The following is a 12,189-nucleotide window of genomic DNA, read 5'->3' on the forward strand; positions in this document are numbered from 1 at the left end:
GGTAGGCCTTGTCCAGCGCATCGAGACCGAAGGCCGCACCGCCGATAAGCAATGCGGCCACAACGAAGCCGACGATGACAGCCTTTTTCCGTCTCATGGGGTCGCCGAACGCACCTCCATGCGGCCGGTTGCGGTGCGGGCGGCAAATTGCGGCCGGTACATATCCTCAACAGACGCCGCCGGATGATCATAAGTACCGGGAGTGACCGCGCGGACGACATAGGCCAGCGCAATTTCCGAACTGTCCCCTGCCGAGCGATCGAAGGCCGCCACAAAACGGTCGTAGCGGAATTCTGTATGCGCCGCCTCCGTTTCCGGCAACCAGTCGAAATTCGACAGTTCGGCCGAATTGACGAGGCTCGGATTGTCGATCTCGAAACCGGAAGGCAGTAGATCCGTCACCAGAATGCGCGACTGCCAGTTATTCTGCGGCACCACGTTCAGAACCACGACATAACGTTCGTTCTGTGTGACGTCGCTCGGGTTCACCTCTTCACCGTCCAAAGAGTAATAGGTGCGGGTGATGGTGAAGCCTTCGCCGCCGGCGGCAAGCGGCTGAGCCGGCGGGGCCACCGTAGTGACAACGGCCGTGACCGGATCAGCCGAGGCATTGGCGATCTTCAAGGGTGCCGCCAGCAATTCATCGCCGCTCATCCGCTTGCCGAAACCGCCGGTCTGTAAATCACCGTTCACATCGAGACGGATGTCCTTGTCCTCGCCTTTCACGGCCCGGGCGGCCAGCAGCATCCATGCCTGCTCCTGTGTGCTGGTATAGGGCTTCTTTTCCCATTCCCTTGCCACGGCACCGGCAAGCTGCGGCACGACGGCCGGAACCGGACGGCTTTCCGCCGCCAGCGCCAGCGCCGCCGCACCGTCGCGAAGGGCGGAGCCGTAATCGGCGCGGGCGAAGCTGACATTGGTGGCGCGGCTGGCCATGTCGAGCGAAGCACCGAACACGGTCTTCGAACGGGCCTGGTCGCCGTAAAGCGAAAGGGCTGCGGCAACCTGCGCCTTGGCAAGCGGCGTCGGGAAATCGGCAAGCGCAGTATCGGCGTAATAACGCAGATCGTTGATCGCCGCCTTGCGGTTGCGCGCCAGCACATAAAGCGAATAGGCGATCTCGTTGCCGCGATCCTTGACATTGCTGTCATAGGACAGGCCGTTCTGCAGGTTGTTCAACGCCTGCACCATGGCCGCTTCGGGGACATCGTACTTCTGCTCGCGCGCGCGGGTCAGGAAGTCGGTAATATAGGCATCGAGCCACAGATCGCCGTACCCCGGCGACCAGAGGCCGAAGCTGCCGGAACTCGACTGGAAGGACAGCACGCGATAGACCGCTTCCTGAACCCTCTTACGGGTGTCGGGATCTTCAGCCATGCCGCTGTCCTTCGTCAGTTCCGAGACGTAAAGCAGCGGCAGCGCGCGGCTCGTCGTCTGTTCGGCGCAGCCGTAAGGATATTTGTCCAGCATCATCACCAGCGCCGGGATATCGAAAGCGGGCGAGCGCGTGACATTAACGGCGACGGACGAGCCGAGGAGCATGCTGTCGGCTAGAAGATCACCATTGATCGTCAGGCTGCTGTTCGGCGCAATCTTGATTTCGCGCCGCGTCGTGACTGGAAGAACGGCCGGGCGCACCGGAACGTTCAGAACCTGCTCAAGCGAGACACCTGCCGCATTGGAGACCTTTATGGTGATCGCGCCATTGCCGGGCTGCTCGCCCGTCAGCGGAACGGTCAAAGACGACTTGCCGCCCTTTTGCAGCGCAAGTGTCTGCGACACTTCACCCTGATCGACCGTCAGAGCCGTATTGCTGGTCACATCCAGCCGGTAGTCGCCGGCGTCGCCATCCGTATTGGCGATATCGAGCCGCAATTGCGAGATATCGCCGGGGGCGAGGAATTTCGGCGCGCTGGCGGTTACCACGACGGGATCGCGAATGATGGCATCGGAAACCGCATGTCCCACGCCGGTCTTCGTCCAGGCAACCGCCATGATGCGGGCCGTCCCGTTGAACTGCGGAATATCGAAGCTCACAGTCGCCTTGCCGTTAGCGTCGAGTTCAACCGGACCGGCAAAGAAGGCCACAAGCTTTTCCGTGGGCGGGCTGCCCTGAAGGGCCGCCCCGCCGCCATCACCGCCGGTGCGCAGCCGGCCCGTGGCGCCAAGCGAGCCGTCAATCAGGCGGCCATAGAGGTCGCGGATTTCCAGTCCCAGCCGGCGCTGGCCGAAATACCATTCATCCGGCTTCGGCGGCTCATAGCGGGTGAGGTTCAAGATGCCGACATCGACCGCCGCAACGATGGCGTAGGCCTTTTCGCCCACACCAGCCCCCGCAACCGTGATCGGAATTTCGAGCGGCTGGCGCGGCAGCGTCTTCTGCGGCGCGCCGAGTGTGACGGCAAGCTTGCGCTCGGCCGGATCGACGGCAAGCCACTTGATGCCGATGGCGCGCATGGGCATACGGCTTTCCTGCGCGTCGCCGGGGCGGAACAGCGTCGCCGTCACATAAGCGCCAGCGCCCCATTCCTCGGTGACCGGAATGTCGATCTCGCCGCCCTCTTCGCCGATCTCGGCATTCTGTACCGCAATCAGCTTTTCCGAACCGGACGTTATCATCAATTCACCGGCGAAACGTGAGGAGACCTTGAGTTTGGCCGTATCGCCGATCTTGTAGCTCTGTTTGTCCAGCGCGATTTCCAGCGCATCCGGCGTTTCCGTCGAGCTTGCCTCGACATAGAAACCGGCATCGAATTCGACACTGGAAACCGGTGCGCCATTACCCGCACCCTCCACTTCCAGCCGGTAGCGGCCCCAGGTGACCGGCACGGAAATTTCGCCGCCATTGGCGTCGACCGAAAGCGTGCCGGTTTCCTGCTGCTTGGTGTATTCCACGGGCTCATAACGCCAGGAATTACCCTGACGATACCATTGATAGTTACGCTCTACCTTGATGAGCTTCCAGGTCAGGCCATTCATCGCCTGTTTGGCACCATCGGCACTGACACCGATGATATGGAAACGTCCAACGGAGTTCTGGGCGAGATCGCCGGAAAACTGCGGCTTGATGCCAATGACGGATGCTTCCGCCTTGATGGGCAGCGCCAGCGAGCGTTCCACGGCGCGGCCGCCGGCTTCGCGCATGCGCACGGTGATGTTGGCGGAGAGAAGCTGCGTTGTGGATGGCAGATCGGTGAGATCAACGTTGAAGCTCGCTTTGCCTTCTTCATCCAGGACCGGCAGATCGGCAAGCGTCGTGCGGTTTTCCTCTTCGCTTTCCTCATCGGCCAGGCCGAAGAAATAACCTTCGAAATCGGCGCCGGTGCGCGTCGGCTTGATCGCGACCTCTCCTTCCAGCGTCAGGCCGGCAGCGGGCGCGCCATAAAGATAACGGCCATCGACGTCGATTGCCGTTTCTGCGCCCGGATCGATCTGTTTTGCCTTGCTCGAGAGGTCAAACTCGGTGCGGTCAGGCACAAAATCGTCGACAAGAAAGCTCTTTTCGCTGATCGCAGCCGTTTTCGGGTCGGTATGGATGCGCAATGTCCAGGTACCGCGCATGGCATTTGCCTGCAACGGCAGATCCACCGCATGACCGCCAAGCGCCTTGCCGTCGCTGACAAAGCGCCGGTCTTCCACCCCGTCAGGGCGTGAGAAAATGAAAGTGAGCGGCAGGTCTTCGATTGCCTTGCCGTCAACGTCACGGGCCAGGGCTGCGGCATGCACGGTCTCGCCGGCACGGTAGATGCCACGTTCGGTCCAGCTGAACACGTCGATAGCACCGGGTGCTGCACGTCCCGTCACCCCGCGATCCGAGAGATCGAAGCCTGCACGGGTCATATCGAGGAACACGTAATCCTCATCGCCGTTGCGCGCCGTCAGGATGGCAGGCGCCTGAGCCGCCGTGCCGCGCATCAGGCCGGCAGAGAATACCGCGCGTCCGTCCGCATCGGTTTTCGCGGTGCCCAGCACCTCGTTGTTCTTGGCCAGGAGCTGCAAATCCACGTCCGCAAGCGGTTTGGCGCTGCCGAGTGCACGGACAAATACATTCAAACCGTCCGTTCCGGCATAGGTGGTGATGCCGGTATCCGACACGAGGAACCATTGGGTGGCGCGTGAATCCCAGGTTTCCGGCGCCGTGCCCGGCGGCACGGCAGTCAGCACATAGATGCCCGGCTTGCGCTCCGGCAAGGCCTCATCCACTGGAAAACTCGTGATCACATCCTTGTTGAGATCGGGCTGGATATCAATCGAGCCCTGCCAGACAAGCTCGCCGATTTCGTTTTCGATACGGTCGGCATTGTAACCGTCCATCTGCGTCAGAAACTGCGAATTTGCGAGCAGCGCGGTGATATTGCGGTCACCGACGCGATAAAGCTTCAGGTCGGCCTTGTCGGCATTCACAGAGACAATCGGAATGCCACGGCGCGCACTGCCCGGCAGCACGAAATTCTCGCCGGTGAAGCGCACGCTGGCCGTGCGGTCACGCACGTAAATATCGAGATTGACCTGTTTTTCCAGCGGCTCTTCCACGGAAGACGGCAGGCCGGCGCGCAGTGCGATCTTGTAGCGCTGGCCATGGGTCAGGCCTTCGACGCAAATTTCGCTGCCCTTCGCCTCGATGGCCTTGGGGGCTGCCCCATCCAGCGTGATGAAGGAAGAATAATCGACGCCATTCTTCACCAGCGGTTCGGAAAACTGCACGCAGGCGCGCGGGCTTACGCTGTCCGTATCCACCGTATTGTTGATGACGCGAAAACCCTGGCGCGTGCGCAGGTCGGCATAGGCCGCCTTTGTCTGTGAATCGTCGGTAAGCGCAAGGCTTTCCTTATAGGCATTGAGGGCTGCGCGATAATTCTGGGTTCTTTCAAATGCCTTCGCCAGCCGGTTCAGGGCTTCGGTGCGGGCGCTGACCGTTCGGCTCAGCTGATAGGCATTGATGGCGGCAGACGCCGCCTGCCCTGCGATCGAATAATTATCGGTGACCTGCGCCGCCTTTTCGGAAAGCTCCGCCCAGAGCGCGCCGTCGTCTGGCGTGATCGCAAGGGCCTGCTTATAGGTCGTAACCGCATCGGGAATATTGCCCGCGGCCGCCTGCTGCCGCGCCGTCTGTACGAGGGCTTCCACGCCTTGCCGGCCCTCACCGTCATTCGCCGCAAGGCCGGATTTCATTCGGCGCGCTTCCTGCTGCAGGCTGTCAGTGACGAAGGACAGGCGCTGCGGCGCGCCGATATCGGCTTCCGTCGCCACTTCGACAATCTTGCCGGCAACCGCACCGGGGAAGGCGTTCAGCTGATTGAAATCAGATTTGAGGAAGCACCATTTCACCTTTGGATTGTAGGTAAAGGCCTTGCAGGATGTGTCTCCGGCGCAAATCTCGCCACATTGCTCCAACGAGACGTTTTGCTCCGTCCTGAGATCGAAGCCGAAATAATCGCCATTTTGGGTGGTCACGACCTTGCGGGAGGGTTCCGCCGCCATGGCTGGCGCGAAAATCATGGCGGCTGAGACCGCAACCAGCGAAATCCGGACGAGCGCGCGCAACGACATCAGTTCTCTCCCCGCAACAGACATGTCGGGCGGGACTCTGGTCAAATCCACGCATGGTTGTCAACGCATCTTCGTCAATTCGCGCCATGACAATCTGTGGAGAGTAAAAGAAGCTGCGATTAGTCCTCTATTTTACGCGCTTCCGAGATGAGCATGATCGGCACACCGTCACGAATTGGATAAGCAAGCCGCGCATTTTCGGAGATGAGTTCATTGCGGGCACGTTCATAGGAAAGGCGGCCCTTCGTCAAAGGGCAGACAAGCAATTCGAGAAGCTTCGGATCGACGTTGTTCATCCTGTCGTCCATGGCGGCGATCCTACTGCAGCACGTTGCCGCCCTCACCCGATCCTTGGGCAAGAACGATCTCGGTGATGGCGATCAATGTTTCGGCCCGCGTCTTCAGATCGGGCGCTTCCAGCAGCGCCTGTTTTTCGGCGGGTCCAAAAGGAGACATCATGGAAAGCGAATTGACCAGAACACGGTTGCCGGCCCTTTCCACACTCTCCCAATCCGCTTCCAGCTGGTTGGCATCCAGAAACGAGCGGAACACCCGCAGCAGGTTTTCACGGTCCACGGCCTCCTCATCGTATTCGCCGGAAAGATCGGCGATGAAGGGCGCGTGACGGAAACTGCGATAGGGCTTGCCGGCCTCCACCTCCTCCAGCAGACGGAAACGGCACACACCGGTGAGCGAGATGATGTAACGGCCATCGCCGGTTTCGGAAAAGGAGGTGATGCGGCCAAGGCACCCAACCGCACTCAACGGCCCGCCCTCTAGGCCCGATTCAATGACATGAAGGGCTGGCTGCACCATGCCGATGAGACGGTGACCCGCCAACGCCGTGTCGATCATGGCAAGATATCTTGGCTCGAAGATATTGAGTGGAAGATGGCCTTCCGGCAACAGAAGAGCACCGGGAAGGGGAAAAACCGGCACGGTTTCCGGCAGGTCGTCGCTCTTCACATATCTTGCATTTCCGACATGCATGGGAATCAAGCCCCCTGTTCACTGCTGCCGGCCGGCGGATCAACCGCCTAGCCGGGATATGCCCGCATTAAGAAAACAGTATCGACGAAAGCTTCCGGCGGCCCGCGACGGTCGCCGGATCCTTAAAGCCCCAGGCCTCGAAAAATTCGAGAAGCTGGCGGCGCGCGCCGTCGTCGTCGAAGGTCCGATCCTTACGCATGACGTAGAGCAGATGATCCGCCGCCTCGTCGCGCCGGCCCTGCGCATTCAGCACCTTCGCAAGCTTAACCCGTGCCTCGTGTCGATCCGGGTCGGCTGCCAGTTCGCTTTCCAGCGCCACGGGATCGCCGATCTTGCGGGCTTCCTCATATTGGGCGATCTTTTTCGAAACGAGCTGAATGCCCGCATCCTCATTGAGTTCCGCCGGCAGTGACGACAGCAATTCACTGGCCCGCTCATATTGTCCGGCGGCGATCATGCATTCGGCAATGCCGGCAATCGCTGCGGGGTTTTCCGGATCCGCCTGCATGACGGCGCCAAAGAGCTGTGCTGCGCCGTTAAAATCGCCATCGGCCAGAAGCTGTTTCGCTTCGGTCAGAACGGCCTCGATCTCCGCCTTGGGATCGCCTGCATCAGGGCCGGCAATCTTTTCGATGAATTGCTTGATCTGGCTTTCCGGCACCGCGCCCATGAAGCCGTCGACCGGCCGGCCATCGGCAAAAGCGACGATTGCCGGAATGGACTGGATGCCGAGCTGGCCGGGAATGGACGGGTGGTCGTCAATGTTCAGCTTCACGAGCTTCACGCGGCCATTCGCTTCGTTGACGACTTTCTCGAGCACGGGCGTCAGCTGTTTGCACGGGCCGCACCAGGGCGCCCAGAAATCCACGAGAACTGGCTGACGACGTGACTCTTCGAGAACGTCCTTGGAGAAACCAGCCGTCGTTGTGTCCTTGATGTGTCCGGAGGACGCACCATTCAGCTCGCCACTATAGTGCGCGCTTGCGGACATCTGCCCGCCGTAGGAACCGCCGTAAGGATTATTCGTGTCGCTCATGCCGGTCTCCCGTAACCTCTGTCATATGTCTTGATTGAAGCAAAGATCGTATCTCACTCGCTGACTTTCAAGACAAGCGGCGTATGTCCGGTCGCCTCGAGAAAGCGAATGAGATCCGCGGATGCGATTGTCGTCGTCTGATCGTTGGAGAGCGGGTGGCCATTGACAAGTTCGTTTTCCAGCAGCGCGCTATCCAACACAAAAGTGACCTGCCGGTCCGTGTCGTTGATTGCGCCGAACACCGTGACCGAACCCGGCACCACACCCAGATATTCGAGCATTTTTTCCGGCCGGCCGAAGGACACGCGGCTTGCAGCACCGATGATCTTATGGACGCTTTTCAGATCCACCACCGCGTTTTCTTCCACGGTCAGAACGAAGTACTGGTCCTTCTTGTCCTTTACAAAGAGGTTCTTTGTGTGGCCCCCAGGGATCAGGTCGCGCAATGACTGCGATTCCGCGACGGTAAAGACAGGCTCGTGCTGTTTCGTGGTGTGCGAAATTCCGAGCCCATCGAGAAATTCGAACAGTTCCGCTGCCGTCTTGCGAGAATTCTCCGCCATATGCTGCCACCTGCCTCTGCCGATTCCATTGTCGTTGCGTCATGATTAAGGGGGCAGCCGCCCATTGGCAACGCGGGAAAAATCGGCTGCAGGAAAAATTATCAATCTTTTCCGCCGCTTGTCGCATTTCTCAAAGAAATTTTCGCGTTTTTGTCATTTCCCTGTTGCATTCCAAAATCGATTGAGCGATATAGCGCCCGTCGCCGCTTCGGCGGCCCACGGTTCAGCATACTACCCCGGACCGGTGGATTTGAGCGGGTGTAGCTCAGGGGTAGAGCACAACCTTGCCAAGGTTGGGGTCGAGGGTTCAAATCCCTTCGCCCGCTCCAGTTTCCCAAGTCATGATCTTCCGGATGTTTATTTTTTCGCAGCGGCGGTTTTCGTTGCGGCGTCATCGACTTCATATTGTCTGTGTGCGAGCGGTACAAAAATTGTCCCCCGGGCGGAACCTATATCGAGGATGGCCGTTTGAACGCTGAGGCTCCTAACCTCAGTTCCCTCTGATTGCCCGCTGCCAGCGGGCATTTTTTTACCCTCTTTAAAGTCGCCTCCTGCGCCCGCCCCTTTAAAACTACGGGTGAGAGCCCTGTCATACGCGGCTGAATGGCAGAACAACCCTGTCAGCAACAACAATATGACGCCTTGATCTTGCCATATTTCATTCAGTGTGCTTTTGTGCAGCCGCCCTTGTGGGAGGGGGTAGAGGTTGAGGCCCGCTGGCTGCATTTCAGCAGTAGCGGGTTTCCCTTTTTTTGGGCGAGATTCGCCGGCAAAGGCGTCTGATCCATTGCTATTTGCCGCTGAGACAAGCAACGAACTCCCGCGCTGCACGGTGAGGTACGGTTTTTTCGTATGAAGAAAAGTGGTAGCGGGAGAGGGACTTGAACCCCCGACACGCGGATTATGATTCCGCTGCTCTAACCACCTGAGCTACCCCGCCACAGGGGAAACGTGACAGTCATGTGACCGGCTCGTTCCATCAGGATGAGCGGCTTATAAGGTGCCGCTCCCCAAAGTGTCAAGCGCAAGATGCGCAAAAAATTCGCTTTCCGCATCGCTGCAAAAAGCGAGTGGTTTCAGGCGGCAACCGGCTTTTCCAGAAGCGCCTTGAGCGACGCCTCGGCCTCCGCCGAGCGCTCGGACCGTTCAATGAAACCGCCGCCGTACACGCGGGCATCCGCGCCCGGCGCGGAATAAAGCACGCAGGCCTGACCGGGCGCGACACCCGCCTCTCCGGTCATCAGGTCCACATAGATACCATTCTCATCCGCATGCAGCACTGCCTCCGTCGGAGGACGGGTGGAACGCACCTTGGCGAAGCAGGCGAAGCCCTGCCCGGCGTCAACGGCCAGGTCGCCATCACCCAGCCAGTTCATGTCACGCAGATAGACGCGGCGGGTTTCCAGCGCCTCACGCGGGCCAACGATGACCCGGCGGCCACGCGCATCGAGATGCACGACGTAAAGCGGCTCGCCTGTCGCAACACCGATACCGCGGCGCTGGCCGATCGTATAGTGCACGATGCCATCGTGGCGACCAAGCACTCGCCCGTCGAGATGCACGATATCACCCGCCAGAGCCGCATTCGGCTTCAGCTTGTTGATGATATCGGTATATTTGCCCTGCGGCACGAAACAGATATCCTGGCTGTCGGCCTTTTTGGCAACGACAAGCCCCATTTCTTCCGCCAAAGCCCGCGTTTCGGCCTTGGAGAGGCCACCGAGCGGGAAGCGCAGATAATCGATCTGTTCCTGCGTGGTTGCGAACAGGAACCAGCTCTGGTCGCGGTCGCTGTCGATCGGCCGGTAGAGCGCGCGGCGGCCCGGCTGGCCGGGAACGGGGTTGGGCCGCGAACGGATGTAGTGGCCCGTGGCCAGCGCATCGGCACCCAGTTCCTGCGCGGTCGCTAGAAGATCGGCGAATTTTACCGTCTGGTTGCAGGCAACACAGGGAATGGGGGTCTCACCCATCGCATAAGCTTCCGCAAAGGGGTTGATGACGGTTTCACGGAACCGCGCTTCATAATCCAGCACGTAATGGGGGATGCCCAGCGTTTCGCAGACCCGGCGCGCATCGTCGATATCCTGGCCGGCGCAACAGGAGCCGGCGCGGTGCACGGCGGCGCCATGGTCATACAGCTGGAGGGTGATGCCGAGGACATCATAGCCCTCGCGCTTGAGGATACCAGCCACAACAGAAGAATCGACGCCACCGGACATGGCGACAACGATCCGGGTATCTTCCGGCCTCTTGTCAAAATCGAGCGTATTCACGTTTTTTCCCATCGTCAGTCATAACGGGGGTAAAGGCCCCGCCGCCTGTCGGTCATCCGCCGCGAGAAACCTTGCCCACTAAAAGGGCCGTCCTGTCTCGCCATACCGCGGATTTAAGGGCTGCATATAGAAAGGAATGGCTTCACACGCAAGTACGGGGCGGAAAACCGCCCCGTAAAGCCGTCTGATTCCCCTTGTGGAGGGCTTCAGGCGCCAGCCGTCTTCTGGCCGCTGCTGCCGAACCACTTGTCGCGCTCCCGCCACAGGGCGGGCATGGCCAGCAATCCGATGGCCGTGAAGGCGATCAGCGTCTTGTTCAGCTGCGACAGTTCCGCCGTGCGGCCATCGAGATAATAAACGCCGTAAACGATCGCCACGTGCCAGACATAGACCTGCAGCGAGTGGCGGCCGAGCAATTGCAGGAATTTCAGCGACAGCACCCAGATAACGCCTTCGGCGATGGAGCGCACGAGCGGGCGATGGTGATGCGGTCCGGCAATCACGAGCCAGGTGAGGCCAACGCCGACGGCGATGAAGTTGATGAGATAGACCGGGCCGAAATCGGCGCGGATTTCCATCGTCGAAAACTTGCCCATCATGAATTCCGGCATCAGACCCCACGCGGTAGCGATGCGGAGCGGCATGAAGAACAGGCAGATGACAAGCGCGGCCTTCGGCAGCCAGGTATGCTCCGGGGAGAAAATCTTCTTCCACGGAATGCGGTTCTGCGCCGTCATAGCACCCATCACCAGCGCCGAGTAGAACACCAGCTGCCAGCCGAGCAGGTTGAAGCTGACGCGAATACCCTGTTCGTCCGCGCCCTTGACGAGTTCATTGAGAGGCGTCGTCACAATCTGCTGCAGGCCAAGCTGTCCCGCCATCCAGACCAGCAGCGAGCCGGCCATGACATAGGCCCACTTGCCATCGAGGCAGAGCTTCACCAGGACAGGCGCGAAAATCATGTAGACAATATATTGCGGCAGAATGTCCATGAAGGTCGGCTGGAAGAGAAATGTCGCAATTGCCGCCAGACGCAGCGGATCGTCGAAAGACGTCATGCCGAGCCAATTGTACCAGATATAGGGCGCATGCGGGATGATCATACGGAAGAACAAAACGGCGATGACGAGACCCATCGCATAACGATAGAGTTCCAGCGCGCGGTTCCAGATCATCTGTTTACCGGCGTCATAGCCATATTTCATCATCTTGCGCGCATATACCATGCCGATCAGCAGGCCGGACAGGAATACGAAGCCCTGCGCGTCCTCGACAAAGGCGAACTGGCGATGGTTGATTTCCACCAGCCAGAAGCCGCCGGCAAACACCAGATGGTTGATCAGCATGAAGACGAGGAAGTAACCACGCATCCCGTCGATCAGGTCAAAGCGTTTCATTTCGATAGCTCTCCGTTCTCGCGGGCCGTGCATTGCCCGGCCACCCAGCCCGGCCTGCGAGATGCCGGGAATTGGATTGTCAACGCGTTTTTGCGGCTGAGGTTCCGCTCCCAAAGCGGTTTAGAACCGGCACGAAAAGTCACATTGACGTGTACGCCCTGTGGTTAGGACGCGGGGACTGAATGACGGATGAATGAAAAAAGGCAATTCCGTGAAGCGGATGAGCCATGCGCCCGGGACATACCGAGGCAAACAAGCCTCAAGGCCTTGCATGGCAGGGGAAAGCCGAATCCGCCGCGCGTGGTTGGCGGATATATCACCCGTAAGATCTCCCAATCTTTTTTGGCGGCATTCCGCCATGCTTTTTAGGAAGCTTATCG

At 59.6% G+C, this 12,189-nt stretch carries 8 protein-coding genes and 2 tRNA genes; 1 reads left to right on the top strand and 9 read right to left on the bottom strand.

The window, feature by feature from the left end; all coding sequences use genetic code 11:
• Nucleotides 1-93: 93 nt before the first annotated feature.
• The 5 genes from DOU54_RS24770 to DOU54_RS24790 all read right to left on the bottom strand — a co-directional run bounded on the left by DOU54_RS24770 (nt 94) and on the right by DOU54_RS24790 (nt 8,139).
• Entirely contained in the window at nt 94-5,550 is a 5,457-nt protein-coding gene (locus tag DOU54_RS24770; protein WP_113731998.1) for an alpha-2-macroglobulin family protein, read from the bottom strand.
• Nucleotides 5,551-5,669: 119 nt separating this feature from the next.
• Nucleotides 5,670-5,858, bottom strand: a complete 189-nt coding sequence (locus tag DOU54_RS24775) for a Trm112 family protein (RefSeq protein WP_113731999.1) — start codon at nt 5,856-5,858, stop codon at nt 5,670-5,672.
• Between the two features lie 10 nt (nt 5,859-5,868).
• A complete protein-coding gene (locus DOU54_RS24780) occupies nt 5,869-6,540 on the bottom strand; it encodes an LON peptidase substrate-binding domain-containing protein (protein ID WP_022563035.1) in 672 nt (223 codons plus the stop codon).
• A 67-nt stretch (nt 6,541-6,607) separates the two neighbouring features.
• Nucleotides 6,608-7,576, bottom strand: a complete 969-nt coding sequence (gene trxA / locus DOU54_RS24785; protein WP_022563036.1) for a thioredoxin — start codon at nt 7,574-7,576, stop codon at nt 6,608-6,610.
• Nucleotides 7,577-7,629: 53 nt separating this feature from the next.
• Nucleotides 7,630-8,139, bottom strand: a complete 510-nt coding sequence (locus DOU54_RS24790; protein WP_004445709.1) for a prolyl-tRNA synthetase associated domain-containing protein — start codon at nt 8,137-8,139, stop codon at nt 7,630-7,632.
• 254 nt (nt 8,140-8,393) lie between these two features.
• On the opposite strand from DOU54_RS24790, the gene DOU54_RS24795 reads away from it, so the two are divergent.
• Nucleotides 8,394-8,468: transfer RNA gene (locus DOU54_RS24795), tRNA-Gly, on the top strand.
• Between the two features lie 28 nt (nt 8,469-8,496).
• Here DOU54_RS24795 and DOU54_RS24800 read toward each other — a convergent pair.
• The 4 genes from DOU54_RS24800 to DOU54_RS24815 form a co-directional block, all read right to left on the bottom strand.
• Nucleotides 8,497-8,952 (bottom strand): hypothetical protein, encoded by a 456-nt coding sequence (locus DOU54_RS24800; protein ID WP_146617399.1) that lies wholly within the window; start codon nt 8,950-8,952, stop codon nt 8,497-8,499.
• A gap of 50 nt (nt 8,953-9,002) precedes the next feature.
• A tRNA-Met gene (locus tag DOU54_RS24805) sits at nt 9,003-9,079 on the bottom strand.
• A gap of 136 nt (nt 9,080-9,215) precedes the next feature.
• A complete protein-coding gene (mnmA, locus tag DOU54_RS24810) occupies nt 9,216-10,412 on the bottom strand; it encodes a tRNA 2-thiouridine(34) synthase MnmA (protein ID WP_035209137.1) in 1,197 nt (398 codons plus the stop codon).
• Nucleotides 10,413-10,618: 206 nt separating this feature from the next.
• Nucleotides 10,619-11,809 carry an OpgC family protein gene (locus DOU54_RS24815; protein WP_113732001.1) on the bottom strand — a complete coding sequence of 397 codons (1,191 nt, stop codon included), beginning with the start codon at nt 11,807-11,809 and terminating at the stop codon, nt 10,619-10,621.
• Between the last annotated feature and the right edge of the window lie 380 nt (nt 11,810-12,189).

The sequence above is a fragment of the Agrobacterium sp. MS2 genome, assembly GCF_003261015.1.
GTDB lineage: Bacteria > Pseudomonadota > Alphaproteobacteria > Rhizobiales > Rhizobiaceae > Agrobacterium > Agrobacterium pusense.

Bases quoted from the DNA above. Each gene is read 5' to 3' on its own strand.
- DOU54_RS24780 (WP_022563035.1), bottom strand. From the start codon at position 6,540: ATGCATGTCGGAAATGCAAGATATGTGAAGAGCGACGACCTGCCGGAA.
- DOU54_RS24790 (WP_004445709.1), bottom strand. From the start codon at position 8,139: ATGGCGGAGAATTCTCGCAAGACGGCAGCGGAACTGTTCGAATTTCTC.
- DOU54_RS24775 (WP_113731999.1), bottom strand. From the start codon at position 5,858: ATGGACGACAGGATGAACAACGTCGATCCGAAGCTTCTCGAATTGCTT.
- DOU54_RS24770 (WP_113731998.1), bottom strand. From the start codon at position 5,550: ATGTCGTTGCGCGCGCTCGTCCGGATTTCGCTGGTTGCGGTCTCAGCC.
- DOU54_RS24815 (WP_113732001.1), bottom strand. From the start codon at position 11,809: ATGAAACGCTTTGACCTGATCGACGGGATGCGTGGTTACTTCCTCGTC.
- trxA (WP_022563036.1), bottom strand. From the start codon at position 7,576: ATGAGCGACACGAATAATCCTTACGGCGGTTCCTACGGCGGGCAGATG.